Raw genomic sequence first — 16,006 nt, forward strand, 5'->3', positions numbered from 1 at the left:
CTGGACCCTCCTTTGAGACGGCGCTACGCGCCTCCTCAGGATGAGGTGAGAGGCATTAAAACGAGATGGCCGGGACAAGCCCGGCCATGACAAAGTGGATCTTCATCAGCATGCGAGGTGGAAACCTCACGCCGTCTCCGGGAAGCGATGCCATGAAAAGAAAAACCCGGCTCGGGGCCGGGTTTGCTTCAAATCAGTAGTTCAGCGCCTCTTTGGCTTCGCGCAGCTGGGCGATGGCGGATTCCGCCGCGTGCTTCGCGGCCGGGTCGCTGGTGGCATCCCAGTGCATCTCCGCCGTCAGGATTTCCTGGTCGAGAATTGCCTGGGTCAGCTCCTCCTCAGGAAGAGCGCGCTCGGCAAGAACCGTAAGGCCGTTCTGGTTGACGTCGGCGAAGCCGCCGCGCACCAGAACCCGGCGGCCATTGCCGGGATTGCTCGTGATGACGAGGAAGCCGGTCTTGAGGGTCGTCATCACCGGCGAGTGGCCGGCGAGAACCGTCATGTCGCCTTCGGTCGCAGGCAGGACGACCGCATCGACGGCGCCTGAGAAAAGCACGCGCTCGGGAGAGACGAGTTCGAAAGTGAAGGTGGCCATCTGAGCTTCTCGTCATCCGTCCGCTCTCAGGGAAGCGGTCCGGGATCGTTGGAGACAGGCTTTTACAAAGCAGTCCCGGAGCGTGCGGGCACGCTCCGGGACAATGCCGATTTCAGTTTAAGCAGCTTCCGCTGCGAGGCGCTGGGCCTTCTCGACGGCTTCCTCGATGGTGCCGACCATGTAGAAGGCGGCCTCGGGGAGGTGATCGTAATCGCCGTTCACGAGCCCCTTGAAGCCCTTGATGGTGTCTTCAAGCGCAACGAGCTTGCCGGGCGAACCGGTGAACACTTCCGCCACGTGGAACGGCTGGCTGAGGAAGCGCTCGATCTTGCGGGCGCGGGCAACCGTGAGCTTGTCCTCTTCGGAGAGCTCGTCCATGCCCAGGATCGCGATGATGTCCTGAAGCGCCTTGTAGCGCTGCAGCACCTGCTGAACCTGACGGGCGACGTTGTAGTGCTCCTCGCCGACGATCGCGGCGGACAGCATGCGCGAGGTCGAGTCGAGCGGGTCTACGGCAGGATAAATGCCCTTCTCGGCGATCGAACGCGAGAGCACGGTCGTGGCGTCGAGATGGGCGAACGAGGTGGCAGGAGCAGGGTCCGTCAGGTCGTCGGCGGGCACGTAGATGGCCTGCACCGAGGTGATCGAGCCCTTGGTGGTGGTGGTGATTCGCTCTTGCAAGGCGCCCATGTCGGTGGAGAGCGTCGGCTGATAGCCCACGGCCGAAGGAATACGGCCGAGAAGCGCCGACACTTCAGAGCCTGCCTGGGTGAAGCGGAAGATGTTGTCCACGAAGAACAGCACGTCCTGGCCCTGATCGCGGAAGTGCTCGGCGACGGTCAGGCCGGTCAAAGCGACGCGAGCGCGAGCGCCCGGGGGCTCGTTCATCTGGCCGTACACGAGAGCGCACTTGGAGCCGGTGGCCGAGCCGTTGTTCTCGCGCGGGTCGACGTTCACGCGGGACTCGATCATCTCGTGATAGAGATCGTTGCCCTCGCGGGTACGCTCGCCGACGCCTGCGAACACGGAGTAACCGCCATGCGCCTTCGCGACGTTGTTGATGAGCTCCATGATGAGCACGGTCTTGCCGACGCCTGCGCCGCCGAAGAGGCCGATCTTACCACCCTTGGCGTAGGGAGCGAGCAGGTCGACGACCTTGATGCCCGTGACGAGGATCTGACCCTCGGTGGACTGCTCGGCATAAGACGGAGCCGGCTGGTGAATGGCGCGCTGGGCCTCACCGGTGATCGGGCCGGCTTCGTCCACCGGCTCGCCAATGACGTTCATGATGCGGCCGAGGGTGGCCGCGCCGACGGGCACCGAGATCGGTGCGCCAGTGTCGGTGACTTCCTGACCGCGCACCAGACCCTCGGAGGTGTCCATGGCGATGCAGCGAACGGTGTTTTCGCCGAGCTGCTGCGAGACTTCGAGCACCAGGCGGTTACCCTGGTTGGTGGTCTCGAGAGCGTTCAGGATCTCCGGCAGGTGGCCCTCGAACTGCACGTCGACGACGGCGCCGATGACCTGCGTGATGTGACCGACATTCTTGCCGGCGGTAGCGGTGTTAGCCATGTGAGGCTCCTCTCGGATTCGTCAGAGCGCCTCGGCGCCCGAAATGATTTCGATCAGTTCCTTGGTGATCATCGCCTGACGCGACCGGTTGTAGGTCATCGTCTGCTTCTTGATCATCTCGCCCGCGTTGCGGGTCGCATTGTCCATGGCGCTCATGCGAGCACCCTGTTCGGAAGCGGCGTTCTCGAGCAGCGCCCGGAAGATCTGCACGGTGAGGTTCCGCGGCAGAAGCGTCGCCAGGATCTCGCCTTCCTCAGGCTCGTACTCGTAGACCGCATCCGACGAAGCGCCGGTGGTCTCGATCTGGGCCGGAATGATCTGCTGCGCCGTCGGGATCTGCGCAATCACCGAGCGGAAGCGCGAGTAGAACAGGGTCGCCACGTCGAACTCGCCGGCTTCGAAGCGCGAAAGCACCTTCTGAGCGATCATGTCGCCCTGCTCGAAGCCGATCTGACGCACGGAGCGCAGGTCGACGAACTCGATGATCTGCTCGGCGAACTGGCGACGAAGGATGTCGTAGCCCTTCTTGCCCACGCAGATGATCTTGACCGTCTTGCCCTCGGCGAGAAGCCGGTTGGCATGGTCGCGAGCCAGACGTGCGATCGAGGAGTTGAACGCGCCGCACAGGCCGCGCTCGGCCGTGCAGACGATCAAGAGATGAACCCGATCGGCACCGGTGCCGGCGAGCAGACGCGGCGTATCGGGTCCGACAGTGATGCCGGACGCGAGATTACCGAGCACCGTGGCCATGCGTTCCGCATAAGGACGCGCGGCTTCCGCCGCGCTCTGCGCGCGGCGCAGCTTCGCGGCGGCCACCATCTGCATGGCCTTGGTGATCTTCTGCGTCGCCTTGACCGAGGCGATGCGGTTACGAAGGTCTTTCAAGCTCGGCATCGAGCGGCCCTACCCTCTCCGGAGTTCCGGCTGGATCTTACGAGAACGTCAGTCTTACGAGAAAGACTTGGCGAAGTTCTGGACGACGTCCTTGAGCTTCGCTTCGGAGTCGCTCGACAGGTCCTTGGAAGCACGGATGGCCTCAAGGAGATCGGCGTGCTTGCTGCGCAGGGTGGCCAGCAGACCATCCTCGAAAGCGCGCACACGGTTGAGCGGCAGGTTGTCGAGATAGCCGTTCACGCCGGCGTAGATCACGGCGACCTGCTCTTCCATCTTCAGCGGCGAGAACTGCGGCTGCTTCAGGAGTTCGGTCAGGCGCGAACCACGGTTCAGCAGGCGCTGCGTGGTGGCGTCGAGGTCGGAGCCGAACTGTGCGAAGGCCGCCATTTCGCGGTACTGCGCCAGCTCGCCCTTGATCTTGCCCGCGACCTTCTTCATCGCCTTCGTCTGGGCCGAGGAGCCCACGCGCGACACGGAGAGGCCGACGTTCACCGCCGGGCGGATGCCCTGGTAGAACAGATCCGTCTCAAGGAAGATCTGGCCGTCGGTGATGGAGATCACGTTGGTCGGGATGTAGGCCGACACGTCGTTCGCCTGCGTCTCGATGACCGGCAGAGCGGTGAGCGAGCCGGCGCCGTTATCGTCGTTGAGCTTCGCAGCGCGCTCCAGCAGACGGGAGTGCAGATAGAACACGTCGCCAGGATAAGCCTCGCGGCCCGGAGGACGGCGGAGCAGGAGCGACATCTGACGGTAGGCGACGGCCTGCTTGGACAGGTCGTCATACACGATCACGGCATGCATGCCGTTGTCGCGGAAGAACTCGCCCATGGCGCAGCCGGCGAACGGAGCCAGGAACTGCATCGGGGCCGGATCGGAAGCGGTCGCGGCGACGACGATGGAGTATTCCAGAGCGCCGTTGTCCTCGAGAGCCTTCACGAACTGAGCGACCGTGGAGCGCTTCTGACCGACCGCGACGTACACGCAGTACAGCTTCTGCGATTCGTCGTCGCCCTGGTTCAGCGGCTTCTGGTTCAGGATCGTGTCGAGCGCGATCGCGGTCTTGCCGGTCTGACGGTCGCCGATGATCAGCTCGCGCTGGCCACGGCCGACCGGGATAAGGGCGTCAATGGCCTTCAGTCCCGTCGCCATCGGCTCGTGCACCGACTTGCGCGGAATGATGCCCGGAGCCTTCACGTCGACGCGGCGACGCTCGGTCGACTGGATCGGGCCCTTGCCGTCGATCGGATTGCCAAGAGCATCGACGACGCGGCCGAGCAGGCCCTTGCCGACCGGCACGTCCACGATGGCGCCCGTGCGCTTCACGGTCTGGCCTTCGGCGATCTCACGGTCGGAACCGAAGATCACGACGCCGACGTTGTCGGTTTCGAGGTTGAGGGCCATGCCGCGCACGCCGCTCTCGAATTCAACCATCTCACCGGCCTGAACCTTGTCGAGGCCGTAGCAACGGGCGATACCGTCACCGACGGACAGGACCTGACCGACTTCGGTGACTTCAGCTTCGGTACCGAAGTTCTTGATCTGCTCTTTGAGGATCGCGGAGATCTCAGCGGCTCGAATGTCCATCAGCGGACCTCTTTCATCGCTAGACGAATGGAATTGAGTTTGGTGCGCACCGAGGCATCCACCATGCGGGAGCCCATCTTTACGATGAGACCGCCGATGAGGCTCGGGTCGATTTTGACGTCGACAGCAACGTCAGCCTTGGCGACGTCGCGCAGCGCCGCCTTGATTTCGTTCAGAACGGTGTCCGACGGAGATTCCGCCAGAATCACTTGGGCCCGCACGATGCCCTTCGCATTGGACACGAGGTCCTGATACGCGCGGATCATGTCGGGAAGGGCAAAGAGGCGGCGCTTCGAGGCAACGAGACGGATGAAGTTGCCCGCTAGGCCCGCAATGCCGACCTTGGCGAGAAGGGCATCCATCACACGGGACTGCTCTTCGGCCGTGAAAACGGGGTTACGGATCAGGCGCTGCAGGTCTTCGCTGCCCCGGATCATTTGTTCGAAACGGCCGAGGTCGCCGGCGACGGCGTCCACGGCGTTGGCCTCCCGAGCGAGCTCGAACAGCGCCGATGCGTAGCGCAACGCTACGCCCGACAGGAGGGGTCCTTCATGCGAACCGCTTTGCGCCACGTAATCGTCTCTCTCAAGTTACGGGTTTCCGATCGGCAAGCTCTTATGAAACTGAGCTTTCGGGAAACCCGTCAGGTCGATGGAAGTGAGCCTTCAGCGGGACCGTCTCCGCCCTCAGGCGGGGGTGCACTAGCATGGGTTTTCCTGGGGCGCAAGGCGAGCTAGGCCAGGAGCGGTCCGTAAAAAGTCGGTGAGGTCGATTGAGGGTTAAAGATCACAGCTCCAGAACGGCCACCTCGCAATTGCCAAGGTATTGCCCGGTCAGTCGGCTGAAGAAGGTGCCGTGGCCAACGACCGCGATCATTTCCTCCGGTCGCTGCTCGAGCCAGCGGCGGAACTCCTCCACCCGGCTCTCGAAAACATGGCTCGGTTCGTAGATGAATCCGCGCGGGTCCAACTCCCCCTCGTTGTGCCACCAGATCTCGTCCAGATGGTCGAAGGCGAGATGCGGGAAGTCCTGAGCCAGGAGGGCCGGATGGCGGCCCACGTCGCAGCTGCTCTCCAGATGCTCCCGGTGGAGGCACTCGATATGGATCGGCGGCTTGGCCGGGTGGTCGCCGAAGAGTCCCAAAGTGGTCTGGATCGCTCGTGTCAGTGGTGAGGTGACGACCAGCTCATAAGCATATTGCCGCAGCTCGAGGGCTCGCTCCGCCACCTGCCTGCGGCCAAGCTCGGTGAGGGGCGCATCGAAATGCAGCGGGTCCTCGCCGGTCTCGGCGAAATGAGCGTTGAAGGTCGACTGGCCGTGGCGAATGCAGTGAACGATCTTGGGCATGGGGCTCCAGGGAATAGGTCTTCTTGCGCCTGCTATCGACCACAAAAACTCATCTCCGTCGACCCAATTGAGGTAGTCCGCCGCATCTGTGCTTTTGCGCACTTGAGAAGCCGGAGCCGGGCCCCACCCTAACAAATGGTTAACACGAGGCCTCCGTTGAGGACGCTCCCATGCGCTTGTTCGCCACCGTTACTCTGCTCGCCTTGGGTCTGTTCTGGAGCTATCCGTTCTTCGCTCCGGAGATCGAAAAAGCTGTGCGCGACAAGGTCACGCCCGCACCGCGTGGCGGGGAGCCCGTTCTCGTGCTCGCGCCTGCGGATATCCGGGTGCCGCCCCGGGAAACTGTCGCGGCCCGACTTACAGAAAACTCTGAGGATCCACGTCAATAGAGACGCGGGTATTGCCTTTCACCTTCGGACAGCGGGCGAGCCAAGAGCGCAAGTAGCCCTGCAGATCGACCTCCCGCTCCGTCTTCACGAGCAATCGATAGCGATAGCGGCCCCGGATGAGGGCGAGCGGCGCCTCGGCGGGACCGAGCACCATGACCCCGGGCGGCGGCTCCGTTACCATGGCCATGGCCCGGGCATGGGCCTCGGCGACTTCGCGCTCCTCCGCGGAAACGATGAGCGAGGCAAGCCGCCCGAAGGGCGGAAGCCCCGCCATTTCGCGAACGCGCGTCTCCTCCTCGTAGAATCGCTCGGCATCGCCTGAAACCAGGGCAGCAATCACCGGATGATCCGGCTGCCAGGTCTGGACGAGGGCCCGCCCCGGTTTCTCGCCGCGCCCGGCGCGACCCGTGACCTGCTGGAGCATCTGGAAGGTGCGCTCGGCCGCCCGGGGATCGCCGGAGGTCAGGCCGATATCGGCATCGAGCACGCCCACCAGCGTCATGAGCGGGAAATTGTGTCCCTTGGCGACGAGCTGGGTGCCGATGACGATATCGACCTCGCCGGCCGCAATTGCCGCGAGCTCCGTGCGCAGCCGCTCGGTGCCGCCGGGAAAATCGCTGGAGAGCACGATGGAGCGCTTGTCCGGAAAGAGATCCGCCACTTCTTCCGCGATTCGCTCCACGCCCGGACCGCAGGGAACCAGCGAATCGATGCTGCCGCATTCCACGCAGGCCTGAGGCGTGCGCTCCACATGCCCGCAGTGATGGCAGACGAGGGAGCGCCGGAAACGGTGCTCCACGAGCCAGGCCGAGCAGTTCGGGCATTCGTAGCGATGCGCACAGGCGCGGCAGAGGGTGAGCGGCGCATAGCCACGCCGGTTGAGGAAAAGAAGCGCCTGCTCGCCGCGGCCGACCGTCTCCTCCACCGAGGCCAAGAGGGTGGGCGACAGCCAGCGACCTTTCGGGATCTGCTCGTGTCGCAAATCGACGGCGCGAATCTGCGGCATGGAGCGCCCGCCGAAACGCTCGGGCAGCTTCACATGGCGATAGCGCCCGCGCGCCACATTCACGCGGCTCTCGATAGAGGGGGTGGCAGAGGCGAGCACCACCATGGCGTTCTCGATCTTGCCCCGCACCACCGCCATGTCACGGGCGTGATAATGCACGCCGTCGTCCTGCTTGTAGGCGGTTTCATGCTCCTCATCGACCACGATGAGCGAGAGATTCGCGTAAGGCAGGAACAGTGCCGAGCGCGCGCCTGCCACTACCTTCACCTCGCCTGAGGCAATCGCCGCATAAAGCCGCTCGCGCTTGCGGCCCGTCACGCCCGAATGCCAAGTGGCCGGCTTGCACCCGAAACGCGCGGCGAATCGGTCGAGGAACTGCGCGGTAAGCGCAATTTCCGGCATGAGGATCAGCGCCTGCTTGCCCTGCCGCAGGGCCTCGGCCACCGCCTCGAAATAGACTTCCGTCTTGCCGGAACCCGTCACGCCTTCGAGGAGGATCACGGGCGGATGCGCCTCATGCATCGCCGTGACGATCTCGCCGGCCGCGTCGCGCTGCCCATCGGAAAGCGTGGTATCGCCGAAAGCGGGATTGGGGAGGCCTGCCACCGGCTCCTGCAGCAGGGACAGGGTTTCGAGAACGCCTTCGTCGATCAGCCCGTCGATGACGCTCGCGCTGACGCCTGCCGCATGGGCGAGCTCGCTTTTGAGGCGCACGACGCCATCCTGCGCGGTCTCGATCACATTCTGCCGTGCGGGCGTCATGCGCTTCGGCAGATTGGCTGTGAGCCTGACGCCGATACGCACGATTTCTGAACGATCCGGATCGGGAAACTTCAGGCTCATGGCAAGCGCCGAGCCCTTAGGCGACAGCGTGTACCAGGACACCCAATCGAGGAACTTGCGCATTTTGGGCGAGAGGTTCGGGCCTTCGAGAGTGCCCGTCACCTTCTTGAAATTGCCGCCCTGCCCTTCGCGCAAACCCCAGACGACGCCCGCCACCTCGCGGGTGGCCAACGGCACCTGCACCACATCGCCCTCCTCGAGCGCGAGGCCATCCGGCACGGCATAGGAATAGGCCGTGTCCAGCGCCAGCGGAATGAGGACATCGGCAATGCGGCTTGTCATTCGAAAGGGGTTAACCTGTGGCTGTTACTTTTGTCTGCCCTTGCATATAGCGGCGCCACGTCAAAGAGCGAAATGTCAAGCAGCGACGCACAGAAGGCCCTCGATCTCGCCCTGCCCGGCGCGGAGGATACCCGCCGGGAGGTGATGGCGTGGCTCAATGGCCTTGCCAAAGAGCGCAGGCTCTCGCCGAAGACGGTGGAGGCCTATGCCCGCGACATCCGGCAGTTCCTCGTCTTTCTCACCGAGCATCTCGGCGAGAGCCCGACCATCAAAGGCGTGCTGGGGTTGAAGCCCCTCGACATCCGCTCGTTTCTGGCCTCGCGCCGGAGGAATGCGGTGGGAAGCCGCTCCCTCATGCGCCAGCTTGCGGCCCTGCGCTCCTTCGCGCGCCATCTCGAACGGGAAGGGCACGGCACGGCCTCCGCTTTCGCGGCGATTCGCACGCCGAAAGTGGACAAGAACCTGCCGCGTCCCCTCTCCGCCTCCTCAGCCGTTGCGGTGACGGACAAGGAGACGCGCGCTTCCGATGATCGCAAACCCTGGATCCTGGCGCGCGACGCCGCCGTGCTCTCGCTGCTCTATGGCGCGGGGCTTCGTATTTCCGAAGCGCTCGGCCTCCAGCGGCGCGATGCGCCGGTGAACGGCATCGATTCGATCACCGTGACCGGCAAGGGCGGCAAGGTGCGCAGCGTCCCCGTGATTCCACCGATCCAGCGGGCGGTGGAGGAGTACCTTCACCTCTGTCCCTATGCGATTGCGCCGGAAGGCCCGCTTTTCGTCGGCGCGCGCGGCGGGCCGCTCTCGCCCCGCATCATTCAGCTTGCGGTCGAAGAGCTGCGCGGCGCATTGGGGCTACCCGACAGCGCGACCCCTCATGCGCTGCGCCACTCCTTCGCCACGCATCTGCTCGCCAAGGGCGGCGACCTGCGCGGCATCCAGGAACTTTTAGGCCATGCATCGCTCTCGACGACGCAGCTCTACACGAAGGTGGATGCGGCACGATTGATGGATGCGTTCAACGCGGCGCATCCGAGGGCGAGGGTGAAAAGCTGAACGCTTACTCCGCCGCCACAACCGCCTGCGCCAAAAGCTGGCGTGCGGCAGGACCGATGTCGCCCTTCGTCCAGTGCGGACGGCAAACGGAGACGTAGCGGCTTTCGCCGCCCACTTCGATCACGGGGCCTGAACGCACGGCCTCGCCGTTCGGGTCGAACTTCAGGATCATCGTGGCCTTGCGGCCGCAATGACAGAGCTGCTTGATTTCCTGGAAATCGTCGGCGAGCGCCATCATGGCCTGAATCGCCTCGCTGAACAGCGTTCCGTAGACGTTGTTCTTCAGGCCATAGGCCATGACGGGAATGCCGAGTTCATCGACGATCCAGGCGAGCTGGCGAACCTGCTCCGCCGTCATGAACTGAACCTCGTCGATGAGGACTGCGGTCACCTTCCTTCTGGCGTGCTCCGCTGTCACGATGGCATCGATCGCCTCGTCCTTCCTCAGGACCGTCGCATCGGCTTCGATGCCGATGCGCGATCTCACCTTGCCGACGCCGAAGCGGTCGTCGATGGGACTCGTGAACAGCAGCACATGGCCGCCGTTCTCGATGTAGTTGTGACGAACCTGCAGGAGATGCGTGGTCTTGCCTGCATTCATCACCGAGTAGAGGAAGTGAAGTTTTGCCATGAATCCATATTACATATGGATGGCGCGCTTCTCCACCGCGAGAGCGGCTTCCTTCACAGCTTCCGCAAGGGTCGGATGCGCGTGGCAGGTGCGGGCCATGTCCTCGGACGAGGCACCGAACTCCATGGCGATGGCCGCCTCGTGGATGAGGTTGCCGGCCTCGGGGCCGATGATGTGCACGCCGAGCACCTTGTCAGAGGCGGCATCCGCGAGGATCTTCACGAAACCGTCCGTGGTGCGGTTCACCTTCGCGCGGCCGTTCGCCGTGAATGGGAACTTGCCGACATTGTAGGCGATGCCAGCACTCTTCAGCTCCTCCTCGGTCTTTCCGACGGAAGCGACCTCGGGGAACGTGTAGACGACGCTCGGGATCACGTCGTAGTTCACGTGGCCCGCTTTGCCGGCGAGGATTTCGGCAACAGCAACGCCCTCGTCCTCGGCCTTGTGCGCGAGCATCGGGCCTGCGATCACGTCGCCGATGGCATAGATGCCGGTGACGTTCGTGGCGAAATGCGCGTCGGTCAGAACACGGCCGCGATTGTCGAGCTGAACGCCCACATGGTCGAGGCCAAGGCCTTGGGTGTAAGGCACGCGGCCGACGGCCACGAGCACCACGTCGGCCTCGATGGTCTCAGCAGCACCGCCGGCCGCAGGCTCGAAGGTGAGCGTCGCACCCTTGCCGGTCTTCTCGACCTTCGTAACCTTCGCGCCGAGCTTGAACTGGAAGCCCTGTTTGGAAAGGATGCGCTGGAAGTTCTTGGCGACCTCGCCGTCCATGCCGGGCAGGATGCGGTCGAGATATTCCACGACGGTGACTTCAGCACCGAGACGACGCCATACGGAGCCGAGTTCGAGGCCGATCACGCCCGCGCCGATGACCACGAGACGCTTCGGCACGCTCTCGAGTTCGAGCGCACCGGTGGAGGACACCACCACCTTCTCGTCGATCTCGATGCCCGGCAGACGCGTCACGTCCGAGCCGGAGGCGATGAGGATGTTCTTCGTCTGCAGCATCTGGTTGGAACCGTCTTCGGCGGTCACTTCGACCTGACCGACGGCGGCGATGCGGCCGGTGCCGATGAAGGCATCGATCTTGTTCTTCTTGAGCAGGAATTCAACGCCCTTGGTGTTGCCGTCGACGCCTTCCTGCTTGAAGGCCTGCATCTTCTTCAGATCGAGCTTGGGCGCGCTGACGCCGATGCCGAGACCCTCGAAGTGATCACGCGCGTCTTCGAACATATGCGAGGCGTGGAGCAGCGCTTTCGAGGGAATGCAGCCCACGTTGAGGCAGGTGCCGCCATGGGTCTTGCGCTTTTCGACGACGGCGGTCTTGAGGCCGAGCTGCGCGGCGCGGATGGCAGCCACATAGCCGCCGGGGCCGGTGCCGATGACGATGAGATCGTAGGACATGTGTTCGCCCCCTTGGACGTCATGGCCGGGCTTGTCCCGGCCACCCATTCGCAAGGATGGCCACCCGGCTCAAAAAGGTGGATGCCCGGCGCGAGGCCGGGCATGAGGTGAGTCTTTCTTAGAGATCCAGAACGAGGCGAGCCGGATCTTCCAGGGCTTCCTTGACGCGCACGAGGAAGGTCACGGCTTCCTTGCCGTCGACGATGCGGTGATCATAGGAGAGCGCGAGATACATCATCGGGCGCACGACGATCTGGCCGTTGCGGACCACCGGACGCTCCTCGATGCGGTGCATGCCGAGAATGCCCGATTGCGGCGCGTTGAGGATCGGCGTCGACATGAGCGAGCCGTAGATGCCGCCGTTGGTGATAGTGAAGGTGCCACCCTGCATCTCGTCGATGCCGAGCTTGCCGTCACGGGCGCGGCGGCCGAAATCGGCGATGGTCTTCTCGATGCCGGCGATCGACATCAGGTCCGCGTCGCGCACCACCGGAACCACGAGGCCCTTCTCGGTGCCCACCGCGATGCCGATGTGATAGTAGTTCTTGTAAACGAGATCCGTGCCGTCGATCTCGGCGTTCACAGCCGGGATCTCTTTCAGAGCCTGGATCACAGCCTTGGTGAAGAAGCCCATGAATCCGAGCTTCGTACCGTGCTTCTTCTCGAACACGTCCTTGTACTGGCTGCGCAGCGACATGACTGCGCTCATGTCCACGTCGTTGAACGTGGTAAGCATGGCGGCAGTGTTCTGCGCATCCTTCAGACGGCGCGCGATGGTCTGGCGCAGCTTCGTCATCTTCACGCGTTCTTCGCGCTCGGCGTCGACCGGAGCGGACGGAGCGCGCACGGACACCGGAGCGGCAGGTGCGGGAGCGGCAGCGCCGGTGGCGATCGCAGCGAGCATGTCGCCCTTCGTCACGCGGCCATCCTTGCCGGTTCCTGCAACGCCTGCGGGGCTGACGCCGCTCTCGGCAGCGAGGCGGGCCACGGCCGGGCCGTGATCCTTCGCGGCACCAGGAGCAGCCGGGGTCGGAGCAGGAGCGGCAGGTGCCGGTGCTGCCTTCGGAGCCTCAGCCTTGGGAGCAGCAGCAGGAGCGGGAGCGGCAGCAGCCGCGCCGCCTTCGATCACGGAGCCGAGCACCGCGCCGGGAGAGACCGTTTCACCGTCCTTGGCGATGATATCGCCAAGGGTGCCGCTCGCTGGAGCGTTGACCTCGAGGGTGACCTTGTCGGTCTCGAGCTCGAGCACGGGCTCGTCGGCCTTCACGGGATCGCCGGGCTTCTTGAACCAGCGGCCAATGGTAGCCTCTGAAACGGATTCGCCGAGAGTGGGTACGCGGATTTCGGTTGCCATGATCGTTCTAGTTTTTTCTGAGCTTTTACAAGCCCGGGGAAAGGGTGAGAGCCTTCGCGGTTTTTACGCCGCGAAAGCCTCGTCGAGGAAAGCCTGCAGTTGGGCGAGATGCTTGGACATCAGGCCGGTGGCGGTGGCGGCGGAGGCGGGGCGGCCCACATAGCGCGGACGGTCCACCTTGGAGCCCGCGGTCTTGAGCACCCATTCGAGATAGGGCTCGACGAAGGTCCAGGAGCCCATGTTCTTGGGCTCTTCCTGGCACCACACCACGTCGGCCTTCTTGAAGCGGGAGAGCTCCGCAGCCAGCGACTTCGCCGGGAACGGATAGAGCTGCTCGACGCGAAGCAAGTAAACATCATCGATGCCCCGCTTCTCACGCTCTTCGAGCAGGTCGTAATAGACCTTGCCCGTGCAGATTACCACGCGCCGGATCTTGTCATCCTTCACCAGCTTGATGCCGTCACGAGCGGTCTGCGCATCGTCCTGAAGGACGCGGTGGAAATGCGTACCTTCCGAGATCGCGGCCAGCGCCGAGGTGCAGCGCTTGTGACGCAGCAATGATTTCGGCGTCATCAGGATCAGCGGCTTGCGGAAGTCGCGCTTCAGCTGACGGCGCAGAACGTGGAAGTAGTTGGCCGGCGTCGAGCAGTAGCTCACCTGCATGTTGTCCTCGGCGCACATCTGCAGGTAGCGCTCGAGACGGGCGGAGGAGTGCTCGGGGCCCTGGCCCTCATAACCGTGCGGCAGAAGGCAGACGAGGCCCGACATGCGCAGCCACTTGCGTTCGCCCGACGAGATGAACTGGTCGAACACGACTTGCGCGCCGTTGGCGAAGTCGCCGAACTGGGCTTCCCAAAGGGTCAGCGCGTTGGGCTCGGAGAGGGTGTAGCCGTACTCGAAGCCGAGCACCGCCTCTTCCGAGAGCATCGAATTGATGACCTCGTAACGGGCCTGACCTTCGGCGATGTGGTTGAGGTTCGTGTAACGCTCCTCGTTCTCCTGGTCGGTGAGAACCGAGTGGCGCTGCGAGAAGGTGCCGCGCTCCACGTCCTGACCGGAGAGACGCACGCGATGGCCCTCAAGAAGCAGCGAACCGAAGGCAAGCGCTTCCGCCATGGCCCAGTCGAGGCCTTCGCCGGTTTCCAGCATCTTCTTGCGGTTGTCGAGGAAGCGCTGGATCGTACGGTGGACGTGGAAGCCTTCCGGCACCTTCGTCAGCGCATCGCCGATGCGCTTGAGCGTCTCGACCGGCACACCCGTCTGGCCACGACGCGGATCGTCCTGATCCTCGCGCACGGCCTTCAGGCCCGACCAGCGGCCATCGAGCCAGTCGGCCTTGTTGGGCTTGTAGTTGGCGGCGATGTCGAACTCGGCGTCGAGCTTGGAACGCCAGCTGTTCTTCATCTCCTCGAACTCGGCCTCGGTCACGACGCCCTCGGCAAGGAGCTTCTGAGAGTAGAGTTCCGTGATCGACGGATGCGACCGGATCTTGCGGTACATCAGCGGCTGCGTGAACGACGGCTCGTCGCCTTCGTTGTGACCGAAGCGGCGATAGCAGAACATGTCGATCACGACAGGCTTCTGGAAGCGCTGACGGTATTCGGTGGCGACCTTCGCCGCGAACACCACGGCTTCGGGATCGTCGCCGTTCACGTGGAAGATCGGAGCCTCCACCATCTTCGCCACATCGGACGGATAGGGCGAGGAGCGTGAGAAGCGCGGATCGGTGGTGAAGCCGATCTGGTTGTTGATGATGAAATGGATCGAACCGCCCGTGCGGTGACCGCGAAGACCCGAGAGGCCGAGGCACTCCGCCACGACGCCCTGGCCCGCGAAGGCCGCATCGCCATGGATCAGGAGCGGCATCACCGCCGTACGGTTGTCCGGCGAGCAGCCATGCTGGTCCTGCTTCGCGCGCACCTTGCCGAGCACCACGGGATCGACGATCTCGAGATGCGAGGGGTTCGCGGTGAGCGAAAGATGGACGTTGTTGCCGTCGAAGTTGCGATCGGAGGAAGCACCGAGGTGGTACTTCACGTCGCCGGAGCCTTCCACGTCGTCGGGAGCAAACGAGCCGCCCTTGAATTCGTGGAACAGAGCGCGGTGCGGCTTGCCCATCACCTGCGTCAGAACGTTGAGGCGGCCGCGGTGGGCCATGCCGAGCACGATCTCCTTGCAGCCCAAGTTTCCGCCGCGCTTGATGATCTGCTCGAGGGCCGGAATCAGCGACTCGCTGCCATCGAGACCGAAGCGCTTTGTGCCGGTGTACTTGAGATCGAGGAATTTCTCGAAGCCTTCGGCCTCGATGAGCTTGTTGAGGATGGCGCGCTTGCCTTCCTTCGTGAAGGTGATCTCCTTATCGGGACCTTCGATGCGCTCCTGCAGCCATGCCTTCTCGACGGGATCGGAGATGTGCATGAACTCGACGCCGAGCGTCTGGCAATAGGTGCGTTCGAGGATCGCGACGATCTCGCGGATGGTGCCGAATTCGAGACCGAGCACGTTGTCGAGAAAGATCTTGCGGTCCCAATCGGCTTCCGTGAAGCCGTAATGGGAGGGATGCAGTTCCTCATCGCTCGGACGCGGATTGATGCCGAGCGGATCGAGCTTCGCATGTAGATGGCCACGCACGCGATAGGCGCGGATCAGCATGATGGCGCGCACGGAATCGCGCGTTGCCTGCTGCACGTCGGTTTGGCTGATCTCGGCGCCCTTGTCTTTAGCCTTCGCCTTGATCTTGTCGCCAACGGCCTTCTCGACCTGGGCCCAGTTGCCGTCGAGTGCGGAAATCAGCTCGCCGTTGGCGTGGATCGGCCAGTTCGGCTTTTCCCAGGAGGGACCCTTGGCCGCCTTCTCGACAGCCTGCTTGTCGTCCTTCAGCGCGCCGAAGAAGGCCTGCCACTCGGCATCCACCGAGCTCGGATCCGTTTCGTAACGGGCGTGAAGCTCCTCGATATAGGACGCGTTCGCCCCATAGAGGAAAGCGGTGTTCAGGAAGTTTTCGTTGGCGTCTTGGCGTGCCATGGCAATCTACAATCCAGAAGGT

General features: G+C 63.7%; 13 protein-coding genes. 2 read left to right on the forward strand and 11 right to left on the reverse strand.

The annotated features are described in order from the left end of the window. Window positions 1-193: 193 nt before the first annotated feature. The 6 genes from ACUXUR_RS04150 to ACUXUR_RS04175 form a co-directional block, all read right to left on the reverse strand. A complete protein-coding gene (locus ACUXUR_RS04150) occupies window positions 194-595 on the reverse strand; it encodes a F0F1 ATP synthase subunit epsilon (RefSeq protein ID WP_445501081.1) in 402 nt (133 codons plus the stop codon). Between the two features lie 117 nt (window positions 596-712). Then, window positions 713-2,167, reverse strand: coding sequence for a F0F1 ATP synthase subunit beta (gene atpD, locus ACUXUR_RS04155; protein WP_445501082.1), 1,455 nt, complete (start codon window positions 2,165-2,167; stop codon window positions 713-715). A 21-nt stretch (window positions 2,168-2,188) separates the two neighbouring features. Beyond that, a complete protein-coding gene (locus ACUXUR_RS04160; protein WP_445501083.1) occupies window positions 2,189-3,061 on the reverse strand; it encodes a F0F1 ATP synthase subunit gamma in 873 nt (290 codons plus the stop codon). 54 nt (window positions 3,062-3,115) lie between these two features. Then, entirely contained in the window at window positions 3,116-4,645 is a 1,530-nt protein-coding gene (gene atpA, locus ACUXUR_RS04165; RefSeq protein WP_445501084.1) for a F0F1 ATP synthase subunit alpha, read from the reverse strand. After that, entirely contained in the window at window positions 4,645-5,217 is a 573-nt protein-coding gene (locus tag ACUXUR_RS04170; protein ID WP_445501085.1) for a F0F1 ATP synthase subunit delta, read from the reverse strand. The genes atpA and ACUXUR_RS04170 overlap by 1 nt, the downstream gene beginning before the upstream one ends. Before the next feature lie 214 nt (window positions 5,218-5,431). Further along, the gene (locus tag ACUXUR_RS04175) at window positions 5,432-5,992 is read right to left on the reverse strand and encodes a histidine phosphatase family protein (RefSeq protein WP_445501086.1); all 561 of its coding nucleotides are present in this window, start codon (window positions 5,990-5,992) and stop codon (window positions 5,432-5,434) included. A 170-nt stretch (window positions 5,993-6,162) separates the two neighbouring features. Between ACUXUR_RS04175 and ACUXUR_RS04180 the strand changes: the two genes are divergently transcribed. Further along, the gene (locus ACUXUR_RS04180) at window positions 6,163-6,381 is read left to right on the forward strand and encodes a hypothetical protein (protein ID WP_445501087.1); all 219 of its coding nucleotides are present in this window, start codon (window positions 6,163-6,165) and stop codon (window positions 6,379-6,381) included. Here ACUXUR_RS04180 and ACUXUR_RS04185 read toward each other — a convergent pair. Beyond that, entirely contained in the window at window positions 6,350-8,512 is a 2,163-nt protein-coding gene (locus ACUXUR_RS04185; protein ID WP_445501088.1) for a primosomal protein N', read from the reverse strand. The two genes, ACUXUR_RS04180 and ACUXUR_RS04185, sit on opposite strands and share 32 nt — an antisense overlap. A 72-nt stretch (window positions 8,513-8,584) precedes the next feature. On the opposite strand from ACUXUR_RS04185, the gene ACUXUR_RS04190 reads away from it, so the two are divergent. Further along, entirely contained in the window at window positions 8,585-9,565 is a 981-nt protein-coding gene (locus ACUXUR_RS04190; protein ID WP_445501089.1) for a tyrosine recombinase XerC, read from the forward strand. A gap of 4 nt (window positions 9,566-9,569) precedes the next feature. Here the strand turns inward: ACUXUR_RS04190 and ACUXUR_RS04195 are convergent, their stop codons facing one another. From ACUXUR_RS04195 to ACUXUR_RS04210, 4 genes are all read right to left on the reverse strand, one after another. Continuing rightward, a complete protein-coding gene (locus tag ACUXUR_RS04195; RefSeq protein WP_445501090.1) occupies window positions 9,570-10,196 on the reverse strand; it encodes a thymidine kinase in 627 nt (208 codons plus the stop codon). A gap of 9 nt (window positions 10,197-10,205) precedes the next feature. After that, window positions 10,206-11,606 carry a dihydrolipoyl dehydrogenase gene (gene lpdA, locus ACUXUR_RS04200; protein ID WP_445501091.1) on the reverse strand — a complete coding sequence of 467 codons (1,401 nt, stop codon included), beginning with the start codon at window positions 11,604-11,606 and terminating at the stop codon, window positions 10,206-10,208. Window positions 11,607-11,724: 118 nt separating this feature from the next. Next, window positions 11,725-12,960, reverse strand: a complete 1,236-nt coding sequence (odhB, locus tag ACUXUR_RS04205) for a 2-oxoglutarate dehydrogenase complex dihydrolipoyllysine-residue succinyltransferase (RefSeq protein WP_445501092.1) — start codon at window positions 12,958-12,960, stop codon at window positions 11,725-11,727. 63 nt (window positions 12,961-13,023) lie between these two features. Then, window positions 13,024-15,984 (reverse strand): 2-oxoglutarate dehydrogenase E1 component, encoded by a 2,961-nt coding sequence (locus tag ACUXUR_RS04210; RefSeq protein ID WP_445501093.1) that lies wholly within the window; start codon window positions 15,982-15,984, stop codon window positions 13,024-13,026. Between the last annotated feature and the right edge of the window lie 22 nt (window positions 15,985-16,006).

It is taken from the genome of Microvirga medicaginis (genome assembly GCF_052658925.1).

Bases quoted from the DNA above. Each gene is read 5' to 3' on its own strand.
- ACUXUR_RS04195 (WP_445501090.1), bottom strand. From the start codon at position 10,196: ATGGCAAAACTTCACTTCCTCTACTCGGTGATGAATGCAGGCAAGACC.
- ACUXUR_RS04175 (WP_445501086.1), bottom strand. From the start codon at position 5,992: ATGCCCAAGATCGTTCACTGCATTCGCCACGGCCAGTCGACCTTCAAC.
- atpD (WP_445501082.1), bottom strand. From the start codon at position 2,167: ATGGCTAACACCGCTACCGCCGGCAAGAATGTCGGTCACATCACGCAG.
- ACUXUR_RS04180 (WP_445501087.1), top strand. From the start codon at position 6,163: ATGCGCTTGTTCGCCACCGTTACTCTGCTCGCCTTGGGTCTGTTCTGG.
- ACUXUR_RS04185 (WP_445501088.1), bottom strand. From the start codon at position 8,512: ATGACAAGCCGCATTGCCGATGTCCTCATTCCGCTGGCGCTGGACACG.
- ACUXUR_RS04190 (WP_445501089.1), top strand. From the start codon at position 8,585: ATGTCAAGCAGCGACGCACAGAAGGCCCTCGATCTCGCCCTGCCCGGC.
- ACUXUR_RS04150 (WP_445501081.1), bottom strand. From the start codon at position 595: ATGGCCACCTTCACTTTCGAACTCGTCTCTCCCGAGCGCGTGCTTTTC.
- ACUXUR_RS04210 (WP_445501093.1), bottom strand. From the start codon at position 15,984: ATGGCACGCCAAGACGCCAACGAAAACTTCCTGAACACCGCTTTCCTC.
- lpdA (WP_445501091.1), bottom strand. From the start codon at position 11,606: ATGTCCTACGATCTCATCGTCATCGGCACCGGCCCCGGCGGCTATGTG.
- ACUXUR_RS04160 (WP_445501083.1), bottom strand. From the start codon at position 3,061: ATGCCGAGCTTGAAAGACCTTCGTAACCGCATCGCCTCGGTCAAGGCG.
- odhB (WP_445501092.1), bottom strand. From the start codon at position 12,960: ATGGCAACCGAAATCCGCGTACCCACTCTCGGCGAATCCGTTTCAGAG.
- atpA (WP_445501084.1), bottom strand. From the start codon at position 4,645: ATGGACATTCGAGCCGCTGAGATCTCCGCGATCCTCAAAGAGCAGATC.